Raw genomic sequence first — 23,749 nt, forward strand, 5'->3', positions numbered from 1 at the left:
TGTCGGGTCCCCCAGGAGTCACCTCGATGCCGGAGTCCCCCCGCTCCGACCGCCGGCCGATACTGGCGCTCGCTGCCGCAACCCTGACCGTTCTTGTCGGCTACTCGGCCGTCGCCACCTTCCTGCTCCGGACGGAACGCTCACCGCAGGCCATGCCGGCGCCGCAACCGCCGCCGGTGTGGACCATGCCGTCGGCCCAGCCACCGGTCTCCGTCGCCCCGGCACCCAGCACCCGGCCGGTCCTCGACCCGGTGTCCCGGCACAGCCCCGCCGCGCCCGTCCCGCCGCCGCGCCCCAGCCGGACCACGGCCGGCCGCCGCACCGCACCGCCCCGCCTCCTCGCCGGGACCACGCTCGGGCTCGGCTTCGCCGGCTTCCCCGAATACCGGATCCGCCGCTGGGACACCGCCGTCATCGTCGCCGCGGTCACGGCCGCGAGCAGCTCGCACGACCGGCGCGACGCCCGGTTCACGGTGCGGGCCGGACGGGCCGACCCCCGCTGCGTCTCGTTCGAATCGGCCGGCGAACCCGGACGCTTCCTGCGGCACCGCGAATTCCTGCTGCGGCTCGAGCCGGCCGACGGCAGCTCGCTGTTCGACCAGGACGCCACCTTCTGCCCGGAACGCACCGGCGGCGGATTCGCGCTGCGGTCGGTGAACTATCCGCAGCGCCACCTGATGCTGGCCGCCGACGGCATCCGCCTGGAACCGTCCGCGACCAGGCAGGCGACCGTCTTCGAAGCCTGCCCGGCCCTGTGACAGCATCGTTCCGGGACGACGACCGGCTTCCGCACCGCCCCGAACCCGAGACGGCGCCGCACCCCGCCGGCGACCGCCCTGGCCGCCGCCCTGGCCGCCGCCCGGAGGCCGAGACGGCGCCGTACCCCGCCGGCGACCGCCCGGCCCGCCGCCCGGACGCCGAGACGGCGCCGTACCGCGCCGGCGCCCGTCCGGCCCGTCGCCCCGAAGCCCGGGCGGCGCCGTACCCCGCCGACGACCGCCCCGAACCCGAGACGGCGCCGTTCCGCGGGCCTGCGCCCGGCTCGCCCGGCTACGACCGGGATCAGGTCGACGGCTTCCTCGACGTGCTGGAGCGGGAGATGTCCCGGCTGCGCGCCGAGAACCGTGCGCTGCGCCGCGACCTGCACGAGGTGGAGCCCGGCATCGAGCCGCAGCGTGCGCAGGCCGAGCTGCAGCGTGTGGAAGCCGAGCTGCAACAAGCCGAGGCCGGCCGCGAACGGGCCTGGCAGCACGCCGCGGCCGTCGAACACGAACTGGCGCAGGCCCGCCGGGCCGGTGCCGAGGCGCCGGCGGCCGCCCGGCGCGCCGACGTGCTCACCATGGCGCAGCGCGCCGCCGACGAGGAGGTGCGCGACGCCCGCGGGGAGGCCGCGCGGCTGCTCGGCGCCGCGCGCGCCGAAGCCGACCGGCTGGTCAGCCAGGCCGAACTCAGCGCCTCCACGGTGGTCAGCGACGCCCGGCACCGGCACACCGAGGCGGTCCGGACGCTCGCCGCCGAACGGGACGCCGCCCGCTCCGACATCGACCGGCTGCTGCTGGTGATCACGGCGCAGCGGGAGACGCTGCGGCAGCACATCAACCAGCGGTTGGACGAGCTGGCCGACGGGCGACCCCGGCTGGCACCCCGGGGCTGAGCGTCAGGAGGCGTACCGGCGCTCGGCCCGGGCCCGCGCCTTCGCCGCCTCCACCTCCCGGTCCCGCGGCGCGGCGGTCGTCACCAGGCCGTCCAGCAGAGCCTGCGTGGCCGCCGTGATCGCCGCGACCGCCTCGTCGAAGACCGCCTGGTTGGCCTGCGACGGCCGGGTCGTCCCGGCGATCTTGCGGACGTACTGCAGGGCGGCGGCCTGCACCTCGTCGGTCGTCGCCGGCGGCTCGAAGTTGTGCAACTGGTGGATGCTGCGGCACACGTTCGGCTCCTTCGCGGTTACCCGATGTCGCCAAGAATCTATGCCATCCGGACCCTAAGCTTGTCCCATGGGCGCCTACTGGTACGAGTCATCCATCGACCGCCAGCTGCGTGAGGCCACCGAGCGCGGCGAGTTCGACAACCTGCCCGGGGCGGGGAAGCCGCTCGCCGGCCACGGCGAGGAGTACGACGAGGACTGGTGGGTCAAGGACTGGCTGCGCCGGGAGGGCGCGACCGCCGGCGTGGTCCCGCCCACCCTGGCCCTGCGCCGGGCCGCCGAGGATCTGACGACGGTGGTCGACCGCCTGCACACCGAGCGCGAGGTCCGGGAGCATGTCGCGGACCTCAACACCCGGATCGACAAGGCCCGGCGCGGGCACCTGGACGGCCCGCCGGTGATCCTGCCACCGTTCGACGCGGACGCCGTGGTGCGAGCCTGGCGAATCAGAAGACCCTGATGGTCCTGGCGATGCTGGGCACCCCCTTGGCGTCCACGGCGAACATCATCCAGTAACCGGGCACCGCCACTCCCGGGTCCGCCGGAATGGTCAGCTGGTAACCACCACTCACGGCCACCTGCGGCAACGACAACCGTCGCTGGTCGGTGTCGACGCTGTGGGTCGCGGTCCCCATCCGTACGAGCGCGAACGACTTGATGCTCTTGTCGGTGGTGACGGTGATCTTCGACCCGTTGGCGGCCGTCGTCGGCGCCGAGGTGATCACCGGCCGCGACTTGACACCCACCAGGTACGGCGGGGTGAAGATCTCCGCGTCGAAGTGGTTGGTCGCGCATCCGGCGCCGCACAGCCCGCCGCCGCCGGTGAACACCCGGCCGTCCGGCATCAGCAGCGCCACGCTGTGATAGGTGCGCGGCATCGCGGCCGGTGACAGCGGACTGAACGTCTCGGTGACCGGATCGAACAACTCCGCCTGCAGCACCGCCGTGTTGTCGGAGAACGGCACCGGATAGTTCTGCCCGCCGAAGACCGCCACCTTGCCGTCGGGCAGCACCACGCTGTTGTGGAAGGCGCGGGCGTTGGCCATCGGCGCGATCTTCCGGGTGGTCACCGTGCTGCCGGCGATGGTCAGCACGTACGCGTTGGCGGTCGCGTCGTTGTTCTCGTAGTTCGGCGCCCCGCCCACGGTGAGGATCTTGCCGGTGTCGTACATGACCGCGTTGCCGTTCATCGCGTCGCCGTCGTCGCCGCGCACCCCGGCCGGGCTGACCCCGCCGGTCCCGGCGGTGGTATACCAGTTCATCGCCCGGCTCGGCCCGGCCTGCAGCACCCTGCCGCCGGACCAGGCGAACAGCCAGGCGTGGTTGTCCTTGCGGTAGTCGCCGTTCGGGTTGCTGTCCGCGGTCAGCATCGGGGCCGCGTCCGCGCCGGGCAGCGCGGTCCATCCGGTGGCCGGGGAGAACACCTCGCCGGCCTTGTGCCGGCCGCCGTTGACCCCGCCGGCCCCGCCGCTCCACGACCCGCCGACGGTGAACACCCGTCCGTCCCCGAGGGTGGCACTGGCCTGGTAGCCGCGCGGCGTGGTCATCGCCGGCCCGGCGGTCCAGGCGTCCGTGGCCGGGTCGTAGATGCTGGTCTTCTCACTGTTGTTGCCGCCGGTGACGACGATCCGGCCGTCCGGCAGCGTGGCGATGCCGGGGCAGAACATGTCGTGCCCGGTCTCGCTGACCGACCGCTGGGTGACCACCCCGGTCGCCGGATCGTAGGTGGCGGTCAGGGTCAGCCCGCCGCCGCCGCTGAACGTGTCGGCCTTGAACGCCGACCAGGTCAGGATCCTGCCGTTGGGCAGCTGCGCGGCGGCCACCGGGACCAGCGGGAAGCCGACCGGGGCGCTCCACACGCCGCGTTTCGGGGCCACCGAGCCGGCCGGCCCGAGCAGGTCGAGCTCGGCGGCGCTGCTCCACGGGCCGCGGGTGCCGGCCTCGGTGACCGCGGTCAGCCGCACGTAGCGGGCGGTGGCCGGCGGGAAGATCACCGTCTGCCGGGCCGGGTTGTCCGCGAACACCCCGTCGGTCACCCGGTCGGTCCAGGTGGTCGCGTCGCTCGAGGTGGCGATCCGGTAGCGGCCGATCCGGCCGTTCGGTGAGGCGGGGCGCGGCAGATAGGACAGGCCGCCCACCGGTACGGCGTGGTGCAGATCCACCGTGACCGAGTGTGGCAGTCCCGGCACCGGCGTGGCACTCCACGCGCTGTGCCAGATGGTCGCCGGGTCGCCGTCGAGCACGTTGACCGCCCGCCCGTTCTCCGCGGCGGTCTCCTCGCTGTCGGCGGTCACCGTCCAACCGGTGCGGGCCAGGGTCGGGTCGGGCCGGCCGAGCAGGTTGATCTCCGCGGCGCTGCTCCACGGGCCGCGGTTGCCGGCCTCGCTGAGCGCGGTGATCCGCACGAACCGGGCCAGGGCCGGGGCGAACGTGACCGTCTGCGCGTCCTGGCTGTCGATGAACGCGCCGGTCGCGGCGGCCGGCCCCCAGGTGGTGCCGTCCATGCTGGTTTCGATCCGGTACCGCCCGATCAGCCCGTTGCGGCCGCCGTCCTGCCGGGGCAGGTAGCTGAGCCCGGACACCAGGTTGGTGACCCGCATGTCGACGGTGAAGGTGTGCGGCAGCGGGGCAGCCGGCGCCACGCTGTACGCGGTGTGCCAGATCGACCTGGTGTCACCGTCCAGGGCGTTGGCCGCGGCGCCGTTCGCCGCGGCCGTCTCCTGGCTGTCCGCGGTGGCCGTCCAGCCGGTCCGGGGCAGCGCCGGGTCGGTGCCGCCGAGCAGGTCGACCTCGGCGGCGGCGACCTGCCTGCCGCGGTTGCCCGCCTCGGTGACCGCGACCAGCCGCACGTACCGGGTGATCACCGTGCCGAACGTGACGGTCTTGAGCGTGGCGTCGTCGGCGAACGTGCCGGTGGCCACCGGGGCGGCCCAGGTGGTGCCGTTGTCGCTGGTCTGCACCCGGTACCGGCCGATCCGGCCGGTGGCGGTGCTCGCCCGCGGCAGGTAGGTGAGGCCGCTGACGGCGACCCGGTTGCCGGTGTCGATCGCCAGCCGGTGCGGCAGCGCGGTGGTGCCGCTGAGCCAGGCGGTGCCCGCGGCGCCGTCGATCGCCTTGGCGGCGGAGGTCTGTCCGCTGTCCGCGGTCACCTTCCAGCCGGTGTGCGGCAGCGGCAGCGCGGTGGTGACCGCGACCGGGACGGCCGTGGGCAGGATGTGGCCGGCGTGCGGGTCGGCGGCCGGGGCGGCCCGCCCGGACCGGTGCAGGGCCACTGCCGTGCCGAGGAGCAGGCACAGGCTCAGGGTCGCCGCGAGGCGTACGCGCATGGATGTCCTCCGTGGTGGGTTCGACAGAACCCCACCGCATTCGTCTATGTCATTTGCGGGAAGGTCGGAAGCTGGACACGAAAAAATCGGCCCCGGCGCTGAGCGCCGGAGCCGGTCGGAGCGGAATGTCAGCTTTCGGTGATCTGCAGCGGCTGCCCGGTGAGCGTGTTGCAGCTGACGAACGCCAGATCGATGGTCACGTTGGTGAACCAGAGGATCGGCAGCGTCAGCGGCGGCGGCTGCTCCGGGGTGAAGGTGACCGGGATCAGGCCGAACAGGTTGCCGGTCATCTTCGGGGTGTAGAAGTGCACGTTGCCGGTGGTGGTCAGCTCGGCGCTCTTGATCGTGGTGACCGCGTCGCCGGGCTCGTCGATGGTCAGGCTGAACGGCTTGTTGACCGCCTTGTCCATGTCGAACTGCAGCGCCTTGATCGTGCCGTTCGCGGTCGGGACGTCGGCGACACCCTTGTAGGTCGAGTTGTACATGGTCAGCGAGTCGACCTTCATGACGCCCGGCTTGATCGCCGACCGCGGCACGCTGCCGTCGGCGACCACGTTCTCCTGGCGGGCGCCGAGGCACGGGATGACATCCGAGTCGGCGGCGGGCTTGCTGGTGGTCCTGGCCGGAGCGGGCGCCGTGGTCTTGGCCGGTGCCGCGCCCGGGGCGGTGGTCCCGGTCGCGGCCGGCTCGGCCGCCTTGCTCGCCGACGCCGACGGCGACGCGCTCGGTGCGGGCGACTCGTTGCCACCGATGCCGAGCAGGTTGCCGACGCCGTCGACCACGCTGTGGATGCCGTCGACGATCGGGTTGCTGTCGTTCGACGCCGCGGCGGCCGAGGTGCTGGTGGCCGGCGCGGGCGTGGTGGTGGTGGCGGTCTTGGTGGGCGTCTTGCCGGCCGGCCGGGCCGGGATGGTCGCCGGGGTCTTCTTGCCGCCGGTCTTGCTGGGTGACGCGGAGGTCTTGATCGACGGCAGGCCGGCCGGGCAGTCGTCGGCGCTGGCCGGGAGCCGGCTGCCGATCAGCATGGTCGCGCCGACCAGGATCGGCAGGGTGATGATCGCGAGCGCCTTGCGGTTCAGGCCGCGGCGCGGGCCGGGCAGGCTCCCGCGGGGGTCCTCACCCTCGGGCTCGGGCGCCAGGCCGGGCAGGATGCTCGGGTCGCTGACCACCGGCTGCTCGTGCGGCCGGTCGTCGTGCCCGGCAACCTCGAGGTGCCGGGTGTCGGTGCCCTCGGCCGGCACCGGCTCGCCCTGGGACGGTCCGGCGAAGTCGAGCGGGCCCTGCAGGGCGGTGGCCGGCCGGTGGGGCGCCGGCGACCAGGAGAGCGCGAGCGCGCCACCGACGATGCCGAGCAGCATGCCGATGAACCAGCCGCCGAGGTTCAGCCCGATGAACGAGTAGAGCGCGGTGAGCAGGCCGACGATGCCGTAGAACATCCGCTGGGCCGGCGAGAACATCACCAGCGCGCCGCAGATCAGCATCAGGATCGGCAGCAGGTACGACAGGAAGCCCTGCGGGCCGATGTGAATCTGCAGGTTGCCCAGCGACAGGTTCGAGCTGTACAGCAGCTCCAGGCCCGACAGAAGCAGGAGCAGACCCGACCAGAACGGCCGTGCGCGCCGCCACCGGCGGAACTTGCTCCAGAAATCGTCCGTCGCCACTCGTCGTCCTCCAGGAAAAAAGGTCACACAAAGGGGTGGGGCTCGCGGGGTGGTGCTCCGCGAGCCCCGGTGGAACTAGATCAGTAGCACTCGTTGCCGTCGCCGGTGAGGAGCTTGAGGCTCATCCCGGTCAGCTTGAACGTCGAGGCCGACGTCGAGTACGCCTGCTGCTTCAGGCTGTTGATGGTGACGTGCTCGGCCTGCTGACCGAAACCACCGACCGCACCCTTCGCGTCGCCGGCCCGGTTGAGGTTGCCGGCGTCCCGACCGATCTCGATGTTGGTGAACGTCGCGTCGCCGCTCAGCTCGGACATCCCGATCAGCAGGTTGGAGGCCTGGACCTTCTTCGAGTCGTCGTCCGACGCCTTGACGCCGGTCGCCGCCTTGATCTGCAGGGTGATCGTGCCCAGCGGGGTCTTCTGGGAGACCGACTGGCACAGGTTGGTGATCGTCGCGCTCGAGATGCCGGACATGGCGGCCGCGCGCGGCTTGCCGCTGCCGTCGACCAGCGCGTCGCTGTACTGCGTGAAGCCGTTGCCCTCGAGGGTGTCGGCGCTCAGCTTGAACTGCGTGCCGGAGATGACGAAGTTGGCGGCCAGGGCGCCCGTCTGCAGCGCCACCACCAGGCCGGCCGCAACGGCGGTCGGCACGCCAACGGCGACGGCGAACCGGCGCCAGTTGGTCCGTCCGGTGGCCGGAGCGCTCTGCGAATCCTCCACGGATCCTCCTATAAAAGAGTGACGGCCGGTACCGGCCTGCTGTTGATGGCTCGCATCGACGGGCGACACTTCTGCCAACCGTCAACAGAGAGGCGAGTCGATGCCGTCGTCGTAACGTTCGGGAAATGTTGCCGCCCCGGCACGGTGACTACAAGGGCCATGGCTACTAGTCAGTAACCCACATCACTTGATCTTGTTAACGCAGCGTGATGCCGCTGTCCGCGGTGTCCGAAATACCGGCGGTAAAGCGGACAAGTGGTCCGGTTTCCTGAGTGTGGCAATCACCACAAGTGACGAGACATCGTCGGTCACGGATCGGTAACGAAATCCAGAGATCTCTCAGAAATCGCTGTCTCCCACCACTTCGCCGAGGTCGACCCTCCACCGAACGGGTAAGTCCGGCCGGGTCGCTGCCGATGTGAGGGGCGTGAGACTGCAACGCCGGCTCAACCTGGGCTTCGCCGCCCTGCTCGGGCTGTTCACGGCGTTCCTCGTGGTGCAGTTCGGCACCGGCGGGCGGCTGCGCGACGACCACGACCGCCGGTCCGCCCGGATCGCCGCGGCCCGCGAGGCCAATCAACACGCCCTGCAACGGATGACCGACGCCGAAACCGGGGTGCGCGGCTACCAGCTCACCGGGGAGCGGCTCTTCCTGGAGCCCTACGAGAACGGCCGGGGCGCCGCCCTCGCCGCGCTCGGCACCGCCGCCGAACAGACCCGCGACCCGCAGGTCCGGGAGCTGGTCGAGGCCGAGCGGCAGGCCGCCTACGACTGGCTCGCCCAGTACGCCGCCTCGGTGATCGACCGGCAGTCCCGCGCCACCCGGACCGATCCGGCGCTCGGCAAACACCTCTTCGACCGGGTCCGGGCACTCAACGCCGCGGCGGACGACGCGATCGCCGCCGAGCAGCACGCCGAGAACGCGGCCGGCCGACGCCGGAGCCGGATCCTGGGCGCCGGCTCGGCCGCGCTGGTGCTGGCCGTGCTCGCCGCCGGTTACCTGCTGGTCCGGGTCAGCCGGCGACAGCTGCTGGTGCCGCTGGCCCGGCTCGGCGACACGATCCGCCGGCAGGCCGCCGGCGACCGGTCGGCCCGCGCCGAGCTCCTCGGCGCGGCGGAACTGCGTACCGTCATCGAAGCTTTGAACGATCTTTCCGCGCAGACCGAGGAACTGCTCGCCGCCGAGCAGGCCCGCACCGCCCGCGCCTGGCTCTGCCAGGCGGTCGTCGCCGAGCTGCAGCAGGAGGGCGCCGACCCGGCGCAGGTCGGTCACCGGGTGGTCGCCCGGATCGGCGGGGCGCTCGGCGCCGACGCCGTGCACGGCAACCTGTTCGTCCCCGGTACCGGTCAGATCGCGGTCCGCTGGCCGCCGGAGGCGCCCGACCCGGCGCCGGACGCCGTCACCGGGATCCGGGACATGCCCGCCGGGCAGCCCGCGATCCGCGCCGGCGGCCTGGCCGTCACGATCGGCGGCGACCCCGACTGCCCGGGCGGCTGGGTGCTGGTGGTCCGCGAGTTCCTGCCCCAGTTCACCGCCCCGGAGCACCGCCTGCTGGCCAGCGTGGCCGGCGAGATCGAACGGGCGCTGCGCCAGCTCGGCATCCGGGTGCACCAGGAGCTGCTGATCGGCCAGCTGCGGATGCTCGACCAGCGCAAGGACGTCTTCATCCAGACCGTCACCCACGAGCTGCGCACGCCGCTGACCAGCATTCTCGGCTACGCCGAGATGCTCGCCGACGAGGACGAGGAACTGAACCCGATGCAGCGCCGGTCGCTCAATGCGATCCTACGCAACGGGCACCGCCTCCAGGACACCATCAACGACCTGCTGCTGCTGGACCGGCCGGCGACCGCCGTGGACGCGGTCACCGAACCCCTCGACCTGGCCGTCCTGGCCACCACCGTGCACGCCGAGCTGCAGGCCGCCGCCCAGGCCAAGAACCTGGCGGTCACTCTCGACGCGGCGCCCGCCTGGGTTCGCGGCGACCGCACGCAGCTGCAGCGGGCGCTGCGCAAACTGCTGGAGAACGCGATCAAGTTCACCGCCGCCGGGGGCAGCGTCACCTGGGGCTGTGACGCGGACAGCCGGCACGTCACGGTGACGGTCACCGACACCGGCATCGGCATCCCGCCGGAGGACGTGTCCGGTCTGTTCACCCCGTTCCACCGGGCCGGCAATGCGATGGACCAGGCGGTCCAGGGCCCCGGGCTGGGCCTGGCGATCGTCCGCGACATCGTCCGCGACCACGGCGGGGCGATCGCGGTGCAGTCGGTGGTCGGCCGCGGCACGACCTTCACGGTGACCCTGCCGGCTGTTCCGGCGCCGGTGGCCCTGCCGGTCTCCTGAGGCCCTTTCGGGCCACCGGGGGGATCTGCGGCCCACTCACGATCCGCTCGGGGTCGCGACCGCCTCCGATTGCGGCGTACGCGGTCAGCCGCCCCCGGAGGTCGGGGCGGCGGATTCCCGGATCCCTGGGCGCCCGGACGGTGACCGGTCCGCCGTGCGGGCGGGTTTCGCCGGGGCGGGGCGGGGGCTAGATTGCGGGAAAGTGGGATCGACGGCTCTGGATGGCTGCCATGGCGGATCAGATCATTGCGGGTGGGTTCCGGATCGTGGTGGACCCGGTCTCGGATTCGGTGAGGCTTTCGGCGATCTTCGCGGTGCTCCCGCTGCTGACGCTCTTTCTGCTGCTCGGGGTGTTCCGGGTGCGGGCGTGGCTGGCCGGGGTGATCTCGCTGGTCGTGGCGCTGGTCGTGGCGATCGCCGGCTACGCGATGCCGGTCGGGCAGGCGCTGCTGTCGGCGAGCGAGGGTGCGGCATTCGGGTTCTTCCCCATTCTGTGGATCGTGATCAATGCGATCTGGGTGTACAACCTGACCGTTGTCAGCGGGCATTTCGACGTGCTGCGGCGATCGATGGAACGGGTCAGCCCGGACATGCGGATTCAGGCGATCATCGTGGCGTTCTGTTTCGGGGCGCTGCTCGAAGCGCTCGCCGGCTTCGGGACGCCGGTCGCGGTCACCGTGGTGATGCTGACGGCGCTCGGGTTCGCGCCGATCCGGGCGGCCTCGGTGGCGCTGATCGCGAACACGGCGCCGGTCGCGTTCGGGGCGCTGGCCACGCCGATCGTGACGCTGGCGACGGTGACGTCGGGGGCCGGGAACGACCCGCGACTGACCACCGACACGCTCGGGGCGATGGTCGGTCGGCAGACCCCGGTGCTGGCCCTCGTCGTACCGCTTATCCTGGTCTTCGTGGTGGACGGCCGCCGCGGGGTGCGGCAGGCCTGGCCGGCGGCGGCGGTGGCGGGTCTGGTTTTCGCGGTGGCGCAGTTCGTGGCGTCGAACCATCTGTCGGTGCCGCTGACCGACATCGTCGCCTCGCTGGCGGCGGCCGCCGCGGTGGTCCTGCTGCTGCGTCTCTGGCAGCCGGCTCGCGCCGTCGGGTCAAGCCCGCTGACCGGAGCCGCCGCGCGCCGGGATGCCTCGGCGGGGGATGGCGCGCTGACCGGAACCGTCGCGCGCCGGGATGCCTCGGCGGGGGATGGCGCGCTGACCGGAACCGTCGCGCGCCGGGATGCCTCGGCGGGGGATGGCGCGCTGACCGGAACCGTCGCGCGCCGGGATGCCTCCGCGGGGGAAGGGCCGCCGACCGGAACCGCCCAGCGCCGGGACGTCGCCGTCGAGGGGAGCCTGCTGAGCGGAACCGGACTGCGCCGGGATGCGCCGGCCGAGGTGGCCCGCGCCTACGCTCCGTACCTGATCATCATCGTGATCTTCGCGATCGCGAACCTCGGGCCGGTCAAGTCGGCGCTGGCGCGATCCCCCTGGACGGTGATCTTCGCGTGGCCCGGCCTGCACGTGCTGAGTGCCACCGGCAAACCGCTGTCCTCGACGAACTTCACCCTGGGCTGGCTGCCGGCCGCCGGCACCCTGCTGATCATCGCGGGCATCCTGAGCGCCGTCGTGCTGCGGGTCCGCCCCGGTGCGGCGGCCCGGGCCTACGGTCGGACGTACGCCGAACTCCGCCAGCCGATCGTCACCGTGATGGCGGTGCTGGCCCTGGCGTACGTGCTGAACCAGTCCGGACAGACGAACACCCTCGGGGCGTTCCTGGCCACGGCCGGCGGCGTGTTCGTCTTCCTGTCCCCGATCCTCGGCTGGATCGGCGTCGCCGTGACCGGTTCGGACACCTCGGCGAACGCGCTGTTCGGCGCCCTGCAGGTGCAGACCGCGGCGAAGGCCGGGCTGGATCCGCTGCTGCTGGCCGCGGCGAACTCGTCGGGCGGGGTGTTGGGCAAGATGGTCAGCCCGCAGAACCTGGCGATCGCCGCGGGTGCGGTCGGGATGGCCGGGCGGGAGGGGGACATCTTCCGGAAGGTCATCCTCTGGAGCGCGGTGCTGCTGCTCGGCATGTGTGTGCTGGTCACGCTGCAGAGCACACCGATCCTGGGATGGATGATCCCGGGATAGCCACCTCCGGGTACTGAACGCGGGGACGCCCGGCGCGGTATGCCTGGGTGAGTATCCGCCTGACCACCGTCCGTGAGGAGTCCCGGGCATGGCCGACCTCATCCTGATGGCTGACCGCATCCACACCCTGACCCCCGGAATCCGGCCCACCGCGGTCGCCGTCGCCGGCGGCCGGATCACCGCCCTCGGCGACCGGGCCGACGTGCGGGACTGGCGCGGTCCCGGCACCCGGATCATCGACGTCGGCACGGCGACGATCACGCCGGGGCTGGTGGACGGGCACACCCACCCGGTGCACGGCATCGGGTTGACGCGCGGCCTGGATCTGTCCGGCGTACACACGCTTGCGGGGTTGAAGGACGCTCTGCGTTCCGCGTCCTCGGTGTGCGCCGCGCCGGACGGCTGGTTGGAGGGCTGGGGTCTGGATCCGGACGCGTTCAAGGGGGCGCCACTGACCGCCGCGCCGCTGATCGAGGTGCTCGGCCCGCACGTGCCGGTCTTCCTGCGGTTCTTCGACGCGCACTCGGCGCTGGTCAGCCCGCGGGCGCTGGACATCGCCGGGCCGGCCGCGCGGTCGCACGCCGGCGTCGTCCGCGACGCGGACGGGCAGCCGACCGGCTGTCTGCTCGAACTGGAAGCCGTCGAAACGGTGCGCGCCGTCCTGCCGCCAGACCCGCCCGGCACCCGGCTCCGCCGGCTCCGGGAACTGCTGACCCGGATGGCGGCCAGCGGGCTGACCGCGGCGAACGCGATGGACTTCGAGGAGGACTCACTCGCGCTGTTCCGCGCCCTCGAAGACGCCGGTGACCTGCCGATGCGGTGGCGGTGCGCGCCGCTGGTCACACCCGGCGCCGACCTCGCCGACATCGTCGCCAAACAGCGCCTGCACGGACGGCGCTGGCAGGTCGAAGGAGCAAAATTCATGATTGACGGTACGGTCGACGGCGGCACCGCGTGGCTCGACGAACCCGACAGTCTCGGCGAGTCGACCGCCAGCATCTGGCCCGACCCGGGCGAATACGCCGCCGCGGCCCGCCACCTCGCCGGGCACGGGGTGCCGACGGTGAGCCACGCGATCGGCGACGCCGGGATCCGCTACGCGCTCGACACCGTCGGCCGGCTGCCGCGGCAGCGGGTGCCGCACCGGATCGAACACCTCGAAACGATGCCGGGCGACCTGATCGGACGGTTCGCCGCACTCGACGTGACCGCCAGCATGCAGCCGACCCACTGCACCCATCACACCCGGGCCGACCACACCGACAACTGGTCGCGGCGGCTCGGGAAACTGCGGGCCGACCGGGCGTTTCGGGCTCGGGACCTGCGGGACAGCGGGGCACGGCTGGTGCTCGGATCGGACTGGCCGATCGCGCCGTTCGACCCGCGGGGAATCCTGGCGGCGGCCCGGCTGCGCCGGCCGGCCGGGGCGGTGGACACGTCGCCGGTGCTGCCTGCACAGGGGTTGACGGCGCGGATGGCGTTGGAGGGGTATACGTCGCAGGCGGCGGAAGCGGCGGGGATCGGGGACTCGGGGCGGATCGCGGCCGGATGCCGGGCGGATTTCTCGGTGTTCGAGCTGGATCCGTTGGGGGTGGATGCGGATGAGTTCGCCGAGTCGGCGGTGGTGATGACCGTGGTGGAGGGGGACGTTCTCTTCGGAGGATCTTTCGCCGCGGACGGTTGAGGATTTCTCGCCGCAGGCTCCGGCGGTTTCTCTGCACGGGCTTCGGGTGGCCTCCCTGCGCGGGCTTCCGGCGACCTCTCTGCGCGGGCTTCGGGTGGCCTCCCTGCGCGGGCTTCCGGCGACCTCTCTGCGCGGGCTTCGGGTGGCCTCTCTGCACGGGCTCCCGGCGGCCTCTCTGCGCGGGCTTCCGGCGGTTCCTCTGCGCGGGCTTCCGGTGGTTTCTGCGGGGCTTCCGGCGGTTGGTCTGTGCGGGCTTCAGCGCTGGCCCTGCATCGGCCGGGATTGATGCCGAGGGTGCGTGGGAAATGCATGCGTTCCGGCCTCAGCCGGCGCCGTTCGGTGTCGGGCGAGGAGATCGGGACGCCCGCACCGGCATGCGGAGTGGTGACGATGTCAGCTCAGGGACCAGCGCTGGTCGGAGGCACCGGTGCAGGTGACGACCACGACCCGCGTGCCGGGGCGGGCGCCCTGCGACGGATCGGTCAGGCAGCGGTTGCTCGCCGCGTTGATCAGCTGATGGTCGCCGGTGATCCGCCATTGCGCCGTGGTCCGTAGGTCGCACGAGGTCAAGTGCACCGTGCTGTCACCCACCAACAGCGCGCACTTGCCCATCACCTGCAGCGTGCCGTCGGTTCCGAGCGTCCACACCTGCGCAGCCGACCGGTTGCAGTCGAACACCTGGATGACACTGTCATCGACCGGGACCGCCCCCGGCAGGTCGAGGCAGAGCCCGTTCCCACTGACCAGAATGCCGGTGCCAGCCGTACCCGAACCCACCACGACCGCCGCCGGCGCCTGGGCCCCGGCGCTGGCCGCCGAGCTCACGCCCGCCGCCGCGGAAGCCGAACCCCCGATCCTGCTAGGCGTCACACTCACCGCGGCTGTGGGCGTGGCAGTCCGGTTCACCCCCGGACCACCACCGGTCCCGGTGCCGCCGTGCGCACCGACCACCACCCCGGCGGTCCCCGCGGCGGTAGTCGTGGCCTCGGTAGTCCCCGGCCCGGTTACTGCCGGAAACGAGGGTCGGGGCAGGTCCGCGGAGAGCGCCGGATCAAATTCGGGCCGCAGAGCCGCATACCCGGCCACCGCCAGAACCACCACCGCACCCGCACCCACCCCGGCCACCAGCACCGGCCGCCGCCGCGTCCCGAACAACCGCCGTGCCCGCCCACCAGCCTGTGTCCGCCCGTCAGTGCGTGTGGGCCCGTCAGCGCGTGTGGGCCCGTCAGCCCGTGCCCGCCCACCAGCCTGTGTCCGTCCGTCAGCGCGTGTGGGCCCATCAGCCCGCGCCAGCCCGTCAGCCCGTGCCCCAGCTGTCGAACCCACTCCCGAGCCGCCCGACCCGAACCGGTTTCCACCGGCCCCAGCGCTACCGGCCCCAGAGCCACCCGCCCCGGAGCCACCCGCCCCGGAGCCACCCGACCGGGAGGCGCTCGATCCTCCCGGCCCCGAGCCGCCCGAGTACACCGGCAGCACCTGGGTCACCGAGTCCGGCGCCGCCCCGGCCGGCCAGGTAGCCCCGGAAGCCTCAGCGTCCCCGGCGCCCCCCTCCTGGGCGACAAACGGCCGCACCAGCAGCGGGTCTTGGTCAGTACCGAGATCCTCGTCGTCCACGGACAGACCCACCCCCCCCGATCGACATCGATGAACCAACTTACCGGCCCAGCCCACCCCGCGCGGGCCCCGTTCGGCCGACCCCACCCCCGTCCGGACCGTCAACCACCCCCTGCAGCCAGCCCTTCTACCGCCATGAACAGCGGCTATGCCTCCGAGCGCGAGCCATCCCACCGAAGTGTCACAGCTCACTGGCGAGCCGCATTTTCCAAGCCACACCGCCACTCCCCGGGGTGCCACCGAGTCGCCACCCCGGCGTGCAGCGCGTACTTTCCCCATGCCGCCCGCAGTCGCGCCGCACCGTTCACCCTCTCCGGCAGCCCGAGCGCCACAGCGCTCCACGGCAACATCGGCGCGGACCGCCCACACAGCGCGGGTTTCGATCTGCACGGACCGGTTCGAGACGACCGAACCGGCTGCGAAGCCTGCTGAACAATCACCCTTGGCTGACGTGTCACGACCTGAGCGACGCCGCACGACTTCGGCCGGAGCGGCATGAGCGGGACTGTCAAGAAAACGGTGTAACTCGATGTTGTTGAAGGTCAGTTGCGGCCTGCGGTGAGTCGTCCTTCGAAGGCGAAGTCGAAGGCGTTGAGGGCGGGTTTCCAGCGGATCGCCCAGCGGCGGCGGCCGGTGCCGGTCGGGTCGAGGGACATCACGGCGAGGTAGACGCATTTCAGGGCGGCCTGCTCATTCGGGAAGTGCCCGCGGGCCCGGACCGCCCGGCGGATGCGGGCGTTCACGCTCTCGATGGCGTTCGTGGAGCAGACAACCTTGCGGATCTCGGCGTCGAACGCCAGGAACGGCACGAACTCGGCCCAGGCGTTCTCCCAGAGCCGGACGATGGCCGGGTATCGCCCGCCCCAGGCCTCGGCGAACTCCAGGAACCGATGCTCGGCGGCGGCCTCGGTCGGTGCGGTGTAGACGGGCCTCAGCGCCTTGGCGATCGCGTCGTAGTGCTGGCGGCCGGCGTACTTGAACGAGTTGCGCAGCAGGTGCACCACGCAAGTCTGGACCACAGTCCTGGGCCAGACGGTGTTGATCGCGTCAGGCAGGCCGGTCAAGCCGTCGCAGACGGCCATCAGCACGTCCTCGACGCCACGATTCTTGAGCTCGGTGCACACGCTGAACCAGAACTTTGCGCCCTCACCGCCGTCGCCGGCCCACAGCCCGAGGATGTCGCGGGTGCCCTCGACGGTGACCGCCAGAGCGACGTAGATGGGCCGGTTGGCGACCTTCCCATCGCGGATCTTGACGTTGATCGCGTCCAGGAACACGACCGGATAGACCCGGTCGAGGGGCCGGTTCTGCCATTCGGCCATGCCGTCCATGACCTTGTCGGTGATCGTGGAGATCGTCTGGCGAGAGACGTCGGCGCCATAGACCTCGGCCAGGTGAGCGCTGATTTCTCCGGTGGTCAGGCCTTTGGCGGACAGCGACAGGACCATGTCCTCGACGCCGGTCAGCCGCCGCTGCCGTTTCTTGACGATCTGCGGCTCGAATGAGCCGTCTCGATCCCGCGGCACGGTGATCTCGACCGGGCCGACGTCGGTGAGCACGGTCTTGGCACGGGTGCCGTTGCGGGAGTTCCCGCCGTCCTTGCCGGCCGGGTCGTGTTTCTCATAACCGAGGTGGTCGGTGATCTCGCCGTCCAGCGCGGCTTCGATCACCCGCTTCGTTAGCTGTTGCAGCAGGCCGCCTTCACCGGTCAGCTGCAGGCCCGCAGCCCGGGCCTGCTCGACCAGCCGGCCGACCAGTTCGGCGTCCACGCCTTCAGGCGTGTTCGCCGGAGTCTTCTTCTTCGCCACCGCGGAAGTATCCACGGCATCCGTCATGACCGTCATCAGGTGCGTCTCCTTGATCAGGAGTTACACCGTTCGTTTTACAGTCCCGCATGAGCGGGCAACGGCAGGCGCGGCTCGGTCGGTGGGGCCCGGGCGGCCGGAATGGACGCCCGGGCGTAGTGGTGTCAGCGCTTCCAGCGGGCGTAGTGGTGTCAGCGCTTCCAGAAGGGCTTGGTCGCTCGTTTCGGTGAGGTGGGTGCGCCGAATTCGGTCAGAACCCGCAGGGCGGTGGACCACTTCTCGGCGAGTGGGGCGTTGCCGTTCAGCAGCGTGATCAGAGCCTGCAAGGGACCGAAGTCGTCGCCGGATAGGGGAGTCAGCAGGACGGTGAGGCGGCTGGCGAGGTCGTCCAGCAGGTCGCGACGCTCGTAGTCGGGGTGGTCGGCGGCGTCGCGCAACCGTCCTGCTTCGACCGTGGCCAGCTGCCGGATGTCGGCGAGCGGGATGCCGGCGTCGGCGGGTTGCCGCGACCGACCGAAACCGCGCGGGGAAACCCGGCCGCCGCCGGCCGGGAGGCCGCTTGCGGATCGCGGCACGCCACCAGCGGGAGACGGCGGGCCGCCTGCGGGAGACTGCGGGCCGCCTGCGGGAGACGTCGGGCCGCTTGCGGACGCCGGCACGCTACCGGTGGGTGCCGATGAGCCACCTGCGGGGGTCGATGCGTCGCTGGTGGGTGCGGGTGGGCTGGCCGCAGGTGAAGCGGGGCTGTCCGCGGAGGGCGGAGGGCCGCCGACAATCGGAGGCTGACCCGCAAGCCTGGCGTCGTCGAACGCGTCCGGCTGGCGGTGGGATGCACGCAGTTTGGCGCTGGCCGGGGCGAAGCGCGGGCGGCTCGGCACCGGGCCGCCCGGGATCGGCGGTGCCGGCGGGAACATCCCGGGTGCGGCCGGCGCCGGTCCGCCCGGGAACGGAGAGGACGCCGAGGCCAGGATCATGCCGGCGGCCATCGGGGGTGCCGTGGACTCCCAGCCTGAGGGCATCTCGACGGGCTGGGTCACGCGCCGGACCTCGCCGCCCTCGTTGACCACGCGCTCGTCGACGGCGACATAGGCGGTGAAGCGGCACAACACGCCGAAACGCAGGGAGGTCTCGACGATCTGCTGCTCCAGCGTGTGGTCGCCGGCCGCGAAGGCATCCTCGAGGTCGCGCAGGCGGGCCCGAGCCCACTGCTTGGTCACCGCAGGCTCGGCACGCTCCCGCAGGGGGATGGTGGCCTGGAACGCCTGCTCGTCCCGAGTGGTCCCGGTCACCGTGAAGGTCCCCGCCGTCGACCCGGAATAGCGGCCGGTGACCACCAGCGGCACTCCCGGATAGAGCCCGGGCAGTCGCTGGGGACTGCGCGTCCCCTCCAGCGCGGTGACATCATCGGCGGTCAGGGACAGCCCGGTGACCACGGGAGCGCCGATCCGCCGGTGGATGTGCTCCATCGCCTCGTCCAGCCGGTCCTCGCTCTCGACCAGCTCGGCCCGGCCGGCGCCGAGCGCGGCCAGCCGCCCGAGGAAGCCGGCGTTGACCGCGCGGTCGATGCCGATGGTGTGCAGCCGGGTGCTGCCGATCAGTGGGGTCACCTCGTGGACGATCTGATCCTCGTTGCCCACCTGACCGTCGGTGACCAGCACCAGGACACGGTCCCGTCCGGTGCTGTCGGCGAGCAGTCCGAGCCCGGTGGTGAGTGGGGTGAGCAGCTCGGTGCCGCCCCGGGCGTCGGCTCGGGCCAGGTGCTCGATCGCGCGGAACCGATTGCGGTCGGTGGCCTCGCTCAGCCCCGGCTCCACACCGTCGGGGCGCTCGACCTGGTGGTCGAAGGTGAGCACGGCGAAGCGGTCGGCGCCGGTCAGGGTGTCGATCACGCGTGCCGCGGCGCGGCGGGCGGCCACCATCTTCCATCCGCCCATGCTGCCGGAACGGTCGAGGAGCAGCACCACGTCCTTCGGCCGGGGTGGCACGTCGCCGGCGGGGGGCAGGATCACGATCTGATACGTCCCCTCCTCACCATCGTTGTCGGGCACCGCCACCGCGGTGTTGCCACCCGGTGCGTAGGCCAGACGCAGCACGAAGTCACGGTCGGCCCGCTCGCCCGGAGCGATCCGTAGCGTGCCGCCCTCCTCGGAGATCGCATGCAGGCTGGAGCGGACCTCGCCGAGCTCCAGACCGGCCGCGTCGACGGTCACGCCGAGGGACAGTCGCAGGGGGTTGGGAAATCCGGGCAGCAGCACCGGCGGGGAGATGCGGGAAGCGTCCGGCACCGCGTCGGTGTCGGCGGTCTGGCCGTCCCCGGCATACGGGCCGGGGAGTGGTGCACCCGGAATGTAGCGAGGGGCGACGACCAGGGGAAAACGGTAGGTGGCGGCGCCGTCCTCGAACGGCATCGGGCCGACCAGGCTCAGCCGCACGACGATCCGCTCGCCGGCCAGGATGTTGCCGGCCCGCATGGTGAACACGTCGGGCCGCTCCTCCTCGGCGATCGAGGCCCGCTGACCGGCGGCCACGGCCTGGTCATACTGCTCGCGGGCGGCGGCACGCTCCTGCAGCTCGGCGGTGACCGTGCGGCCGTCGGCGGTCATCGTCATGCCGACGACCGCGGCCCGGTCGGGCAGTGGGAAGACGTAGGTCGCCTCGAGGGCGGTGTCGTGCGTGTTGACAAACTCGGCGGTCACCTCGGTGCGGGCGACCAGCCCACTGATCGCGGCCTGCACGTCGAGCCGGTCGAGAGGCAGATTGCCGCGGTCGGTGCGCAACGAGCCGAACCCGGATCCGGGCGCCGGCCTGACCCGCTCCAGCTCGCCCGGCCCCATCGGATTGACGTAGATAATCACGAATCTCTCCTATCGGTGAGCCCACGGGATGCGAGCAGGTCGAGCAGGGGCCGGGCCGCGGTTGCGAGCTGGGTGCGGTCGATGCGATCGAGATGAAATGAACCGGGGACCAGCAGGATCAGCCCTGAGCCGAGCGGCACCCCGGTAAGTAGGGCGTCGGCGCCGATCGGCGGCGCCGTGCCCGGGTCGCCGGCCGGTGATGGCACCTCCGCGAGGCCTGAGGGGGCCTCCGACTGTGGGAAGGCCCAATCGAGCGCGTGCGTCGGTGCCGTCTGAGGAGCGGGTGGCGATTTCCAGAACGGCGGCCGGGGCGTCGCGGGCGGCGGCGATGGATCGGCCTCGAGCAGCTCGGACGGCACCCGGGCCAGATCGGTGAGCGACTCGTCCGATGCCCCGCTCAGGTCCGCCTGGATCTCGGCGAGGGTGCGTCCGGCCGCCTGCAGTCTCTTGATCGCGACGAGCTGCATGAGATGCCGCGGGCCGTAGAGCGCGGTGCGGCCGCGCGTGCCGAGGGGGCGGTCGACCAGGCCGATCGTCGAATACCACCGGATCGAGCGGCGATCCGGCAGATCCCGGACGCGGCCGTTGGGCGCGCCGGAATACTCCGCGGCGAGTGCGGTGCGCACCCGGTCGACCAGCTCCTCCATCGTCCACATGAGCAGAGCATGACACTGTCATGGTGACAGTGTCAATGATTCGTGGCAGGATGAGCGGCATGCTGGATCGGCTGAGGCTGGTGAGCCTCTCGCACGTGAACGACCCCGCGCGGATCAGCGTCTTTCCCGGTGATCCGCCGTTCGAGCTGGACACCGTTGCCACGCTCGGCGGGGAGGGCTTCTATCTGCGAGCGGTGCGCGGCGGCGAGCACACCGGCACGCACTGGGGCGCTCCGGGCCACTTCACCGAGGGCGGGCTGCTCGCCGACGAGCTGGAGCCGGCCGACCTGTTCCGGCCGGCGGTGAAGGTCGACGTGCGGTCCGCGTGCGCGGCCGACCCCGCATATGCGGTGACCATCGGCGACCTGCAGGACTGGGAGGGGCGGCACGGCCGCATCCCGGACGAGTCTTTCGTGATCATTTGGACCGGGTGGGAGGAGAGATTCGGATGCGCGGATTTCGAGCGGCATCCCGGGTTCGCCCCGGAGACGGTGCGCTGGCTGGTGGAGACCGGCCGGCTGGGGGAGCGGGGCGGCACCGGCACGGACGCGTTCAGCCCCGATGTCAGCAGCGACGCCGGCTTCACGGTTTCCCGACTGGTCTATCAGCGCCGCCGGGTCAGCCTCGAGGTGCTGGCCCATCTCGCAGATCTGCCCGCCACCGGCGCGTGGGTCCTGTGTGGCGGGCAGATCAACCGGGCCGGTTCCGGTTCGACGGCGCTGATCTACGGAGTGGTGCCGCCGGCGGCCGGCTGACCGTGGCCGGAGCCGGCCGTGGGGTGCGCCGGGCTCGCGCCGGGTGTGGCGTGGCCCTGGGTGACGCCCGCAGTGCTGCGGCTGCGGGTGGGGCTCGGCGTGGGATGGCCCGGGGTGGGGTGGCTCGGGGTGGAGTGGCTCGGTGCGGCGCCGGGTGTGGCGTGACCCGGGGTGTTGCCCGCTGTGCTGTGGCCCTTGGTGGTGGTGGACGCGGCCGGGGGCGGGGTCGCGGTCTGACCGCCGCCGGGCTGGACGACGCCGTCCACGGTCAGGGTGTACGGGGCGTACTGGGTGACCGTTCCGGTCGGGTCGTCCTGTGCGACGATCGCGACGACCTTCGGGAAGCCGCGCAGCGCCGCGACCTCGGTGATCGGCACGACCGCGGCGCGCAGGTGGCCCAGCCCGACCAGCGAGACGTGCCAGCCGCGCACCGGGATGGGGTGCCACTGGGTGGGCGACTTCCAGCCGTCCAGCGAGTCACTGGTGATCTTGCTGGCGCCGAGGGTCACCTCGCCGAGGTGCCACCCGCCGAGGTTGACCGCGGCGTCGGTCACGTAGCGGAAGCCGAGCAGGATCTTCTTACCCGCGTACGCCTTGAGGTCGTAATTCTCTTTGACGTCCGCGGCCTGACCGGTGATCGCGGGCCCGAGTGGTCCCTTGACCGTGTTGTTGCCCTCGATCGCCTGGTACGTCTTGCCTCCGTCCGCCGAGACGGTGACGTACCCGTAGTCGAAGTCCTTCTCCATGCCGTAAGTGGTTTTGAACCGGAGCACCGGATCGGCGGTCGGCACCTCGACCTGACGGGCCGCGGTCTCGTCGAGATCCGACGTGTTCCCGGAGAAGAGCAGGCCCGCATCGATCTTCCAGGCCAGCGGCGTCGGCGGCAGGGTCGGCGCCCCGCTGAACGCCACCGACTTGATCAGACCCTGCGGCAGGCGGATGAAATCCGCCCCGTTCGGCGCGGCGCCCGACTTGTCATAGGTGGCCGGGTTCGCGAGATTGACCGTCGACTGGAGCTCCGCCGCGGTCACGCGGTCGCGCGGCACTCCGGTGACCGTCCCGCCGGGCTCGCCGACCTCCTTGTCGACCAGGGTCATCACCTGGAAGTCGTGCAGCACGTCGGCGACCTTGAGGCCCTTGGGCAGGGCGGTCTGCAGCGCGTCGAGCGACTGGTGCTTGGCGTCGCGGTGCAGCTCGGCGATCATCTTCACGCCGAACCGGTCCCGCAGATAGACCATCAACTCGTACGTGATGCCGTAATCGGCGAGCACCTCGTTGGGCTCGCCCTCGTCCCACAGGTTCAGCGAGTTCTGTGGGCCGCCGCACTCCCGCGGATTCGCGTTGTAGGTCGTCTTCACGTTGCCGAAACCCTGGTAACAGGCGATGTGGCTGTCAAAGCCGGGATGGTGCACGCCGATCCGTGGGTCCACATAGCCGACCAGGGTCTGCGCGTAATCGGACAGCCCCTCGTTGAGCCAGTCCACCTCGGCCGGGTCCTGGTAGTACTCCAGCAGGTGCTGCCACTCGTGGGCGAAGGTGCCCTCGTACATCCGCGGCCGCGCCGGCCGGCTGGTGCACAGGTCGTCGGTCGGTTCATTCTTCGGGTCCGCGCCGAGCCGGTGCTGCCAGTCGTAGGCGTCGATCGTCATCACGTTCCGGTCGAACAACTCGTTGAGCTGCGCCGAGAAGAAGCCCGCGATGTAGGTGGGGCGTTCCGGGAAATGGAAGTAGTTGTCGTCGCGGACGTTGTCGACCAGCGTCACGGTCTTGTCGCCGTCACCGCTGAAGTCGCCGGCCATCCCCGGGTGCGCGCCCGACCGGTCCGGCGGCGTGCTGAACGTCGCCGTCTCCTTCGGGTAGATGTTGGTGTCGAACTGGGTCACCAGATCGGCGACCTGGGCGTCGGTCACCTCGGTGGAGTTCTTACGGCAGTCGCCGGCCGGGAAGGCGATGTCCTTGGCCACCCAGACCTCGATGTGCCTGCCGACCGCCCGCAACGTGTAGTCCTTGCGGTACAGGTCGCCGTCGGTGTCGTCCAACCCCACCCAGCTGCGGACCGTGCCGACCGCGGGGGTGGCCGCGGGCGCGCGGCGGGCGGTGGGTTGCGGCCGATAGCGCGCCTGCGGCAGGAATTTGCCACCGAGACGCAGGTGTGTACGGGTGAGGCCCCGGCCGTCGATCTCCGGCAGGACCCCGGCGTGCCCGTGCACGGCCGGGGTGAGCGGCCGCTGCGGCTGTGCCTCGGCTGGGCTGGTGAGGAGCGGGGCCATGATCACG

General features: G+C 71.8%; 16 protein-coding genes. 7 read left to right on the forward strand and 9 right to left on the reverse strand.

What is annotated here, in order from left to right; all coding sequences use genetic code 11:
• Positions 1 to 26 precede the first annotated feature (26 nt).
• The gene (locus ACSP50_RS12885; RefSeq protein ID WP_014689969.1) at positions 27 to 758 is read left to right on the forward strand and encodes an AbfB domain-containing protein; all 732 of its coding nucleotides are present in this window, start codon (positions 27 to 29) and stop codon (positions 756 to 758) included.
• Entirely contained in the window at positions 755 to 1,654 is a 900-nt protein-coding gene (locus ACSP50_RS12890) for a DivIVA domain-containing protein (RefSeq protein ID WP_014689968.1), read from the forward strand. Before ACSP50_RS12885 ends, ACSP50_RS12890 begins: the two co-directional genes overlap by 4 nt.
• Positions 1,655 to 1,657: 3 nt before the next feature.
• On the opposite strand, the gene ACSP50_RS12895 is transcribed toward ACSP50_RS12890, so the two are convergent.
• Positions 1,658 to 1,927, reverse strand: coding sequence for a DUF2277 domain-containing protein (locus ACSP50_RS12895; protein ID WP_014689967.1), 270 nt, complete (start codon positions 1,925 to 1,927; stop codon positions 1,658 to 1,660).
• A gap of 67 nt (positions 1,928 to 1,994) precedes the next feature.
• On the opposite strand from ACSP50_RS12895, the gene ACSP50_RS12900 reads away from it, so the two are divergent.
• Complete coding sequence (locus ACSP50_RS12900) at positions 1,995 to 2,384, forward strand: DUF1992 domain-containing protein (RefSeq protein ID WP_014689966.1); 390 nt, start codon at positions 1,995 to 1,997, stop codon at positions 2,382 to 2,384.
• On the opposite strand, the gene ACSP50_RS12905 is transcribed toward ACSP50_RS12900, so the two are convergent.
• From ACSP50_RS12905 to ACSP50_RS12915, 3 genes are all read right to left on the reverse strand, one after another.
• Positions 2,371 to 5,250 (reverse strand): discoidin domain-containing protein, encoded by a 2,880-nt coding sequence (locus tag ACSP50_RS12905; RefSeq protein WP_014689965.1) that lies wholly within the window; start codon positions 5,248 to 5,250, stop codon positions 2,371 to 2,373. The genes ACSP50_RS12900 and ACSP50_RS12905 overlap by 14 nt on opposite strands.
• A gap of 128 nt (positions 5,251 to 5,378) precedes the next feature.
• Positions 5,379 to 6,911 carry a DUF6114 domain-containing protein gene (locus ACSP50_RS12910; RefSeq protein WP_014689964.1) on the reverse strand — a complete coding sequence of 511 codons (1,533 nt, stop codon included), beginning with the start codon at positions 6,909 to 6,911 and terminating at the stop codon, positions 5,379 to 5,381.
• Between the two features lie 80 nt (positions 6,912 to 6,991).
• The gene (locus ACSP50_RS12915; protein ID WP_014689963.1) at positions 6,992 to 7,630 is read right to left on the reverse strand and encodes a DUF6230 family protein; all 639 of its coding nucleotides are present in this window, start codon (positions 7,628 to 7,630) and stop codon (positions 6,992 to 6,994) included.
• 427 nt (positions 7,631 to 8,057) lie between these two features.
• Between ACSP50_RS12915 and ACSP50_RS12920 the strand changes: the two genes are divergently transcribed.
• From ACSP50_RS12920 to ACSP50_RS12930, 3 genes are all read left to right on the forward strand, one after another.
• Positions 8,058 to 9,977: an ATP-binding protein gene (locus tag ACSP50_RS12920; protein WP_014689962.1), complete on the forward strand. Its 1,920-nt coding sequence runs from the start codon at positions 8,058 to 8,060 to the stop codon at positions 9,975 to 9,977.
• A gap of 230 nt (positions 9,978 to 10,207) precedes the next feature.
• Complete coding sequence (locus ACSP50_RS12925) at positions 10,208 to 12,103, forward strand: L-lactate permease (RefSeq protein WP_014689961.1); 1,896 nt, start codon at positions 10,208 to 10,210, stop codon at positions 12,101 to 12,103.
• Positions 12,104 to 12,191: 88 nt separating this feature from the next.
• A complete protein-coding gene (locus ACSP50_RS12930; RefSeq protein WP_014689960.1) occupies positions 12,192 to 13,787 on the forward strand; it encodes an amidohydrolase in 1,596 nt (531 codons plus the stop codon).
• 393 nt (positions 13,788 to 14,180) lie between these two features.
• Here ACSP50_RS12930 and ACSP50_RS12935 read toward each other — a convergent pair whose 3' ends face one another.
• The 4 genes from ACSP50_RS12935 to ACSP50_RS12955 all read right to left on the reverse strand — a co-directional run bounded on the left by ACSP50_RS12935 (position 14,181) and on the right by ACSP50_RS12955 (position 20,708).
• The gene (locus tag ACSP50_RS12935) at positions 14,181 to 14,612 is read right to left on the reverse strand and encodes an RICIN domain-containing protein (RefSeq protein ID WP_043511432.1); all 432 of its coding nucleotides are present in this window, start codon (positions 14,610 to 14,612) and stop codon (positions 14,181 to 14,183) included.
• A 1,331-nt stretch (positions 14,613 to 15,943) separates the two neighbouring features.
• Positions 15,944 to 17,245, reverse strand: a complete 1,302-nt coding sequence (locus ACSP50_RS12945; protein WP_014689958.1) for an IS256 family transposase — start codon at positions 17,243 to 17,245, stop codon at positions 15,944 to 15,946.
• A 152-nt stretch (positions 17,246 to 17,397) separates the two neighbouring features.
• Positions 17,398 to 20,061 (reverse strand): VIT domain-containing protein, encoded by a 2,664-nt coding sequence (locus ACSP50_RS12950; protein WP_014689957.1) that lies wholly within the window; start codon positions 20,059 to 20,061, stop codon positions 17,398 to 17,400.
• Positions 20,058 to 20,708, reverse strand: a complete 651-nt coding sequence (locus tag ACSP50_RS12955) for a MerR family transcriptional regulator (protein ID WP_231956919.1) — start codon at positions 20,706 to 20,708, stop codon at positions 20,058 to 20,060. Before ACSP50_RS12955 ends, ACSP50_RS12950 begins: the two co-directional genes overlap by 4 nt.
• A 68-nt stretch (positions 20,709 to 20,776) precedes the next feature.
• Here ACSP50_RS12955 and ACSP50_RS12960 point away from each other — a divergent pair, with 68 nt between their 5' ends.
• On the forward strand, positions 20,777 to 21,472 hold the full coding sequence (locus ACSP50_RS12960) for a cyclase family protein (RefSeq protein WP_014689955.1): 696 nt from the start codon (positions 20,777 to 20,779) through the stop codon (positions 21,470 to 21,472).
• Here ACSP50_RS12960 and ACSP50_RS12965 read toward each other — a convergent pair.
• Positions 21,442 to 23,742, reverse strand: a complete 2,301-nt coding sequence (locus tag ACSP50_RS12965) for an immune inhibitor A domain-containing protein (protein ID WP_014689954.1) — start codon at positions 23,740 to 23,742, stop codon at positions 21,442 to 21,444. The genes ACSP50_RS12960 and ACSP50_RS12965 overlap by 31 nt on opposite strands.
• Between the last annotated feature and the right edge of the window lie 7 nt (positions 23,743 to 23,749).

The sequence above is a fragment of the Actinoplanes sp. SE50/110 genome (assembly GCF_900119315.1).
Classification (GTDB): Bacteria; Actinomycetota; Actinomycetes; order Mycobacteriales; family Micromonosporaceae; genus Actinoplanes.